Source organism: Burkholderia sp. 9775_39, from assembly GCF_015712225.1.
GTDB classification, from domain to species: Bacteria; Pseudomonadota; Gammaproteobacteria; order Burkholderiales; family Burkholderiaceae; genus Burkholderia; species Burkholderia cenocepacia.
Genome location: NZ_JACCQC010000085.1, coordinates 1 through 476, shown reverse-complemented (window position 1 = coordinate 476; position 476 = coordinate 1). Strand labels below are relative to the sequence as shown.

The window sequence follows — 476 nt, the reverse complement described above, 5'->3', positions numbered from 1 at the left end:
CTCCAGTACGGCGTCCGCCGCCTGCTCATCGGCGTTGCAGCGGATCTGCTGATGCAGGGCGCGGAACGTCTCATGCATCTCATGGCTGGTTTTGCCATCGGCCAGCAGCGGCTGCAGAGCGGCTGCCAGCGCCTGGGGCTCGCACTCATCCTGCAGCAGCTCTTTAACCAGTTCGCGACCGGCCAGCAGGTTCGGTAACGAGACGTAGTCGGTTTTTACCAACCGCTTCGCCAGCCAGAAGGTGAACGGCTTCATCCGGTAGCCAACCACCATCGGGCATTTCGCCAGCATACACTCCAGCGCTGCCGTCCCGGAGGCCAGCAGCGCGGCGTCGCTGGCGATCATTGCATCGCGCGCCTGACCGTCCAGCATATGCACGATCATATCCGGCGCCGTCTCAGCTTTAATACGCTCAAACTGCTCCCGCCGTTTAGCATTAACCAGCGGCACCACCACCTGCAGATCGGGATAGGTGG

The 476-nt window shown here is 62.2% G+C and carries 1 protein-coding gene; it reads right to left on the bottom strand.

Going from position 1 to position 476, the window contains the following annotated elements:
- A partial coding sequence (gene lpxB, locus H0X90_RS35365; protein WP_196438440.1) for a lipid-A-disaccharide synthase occupies positions 1-476 on the bottom strand: 476 nt, incomplete at both ends.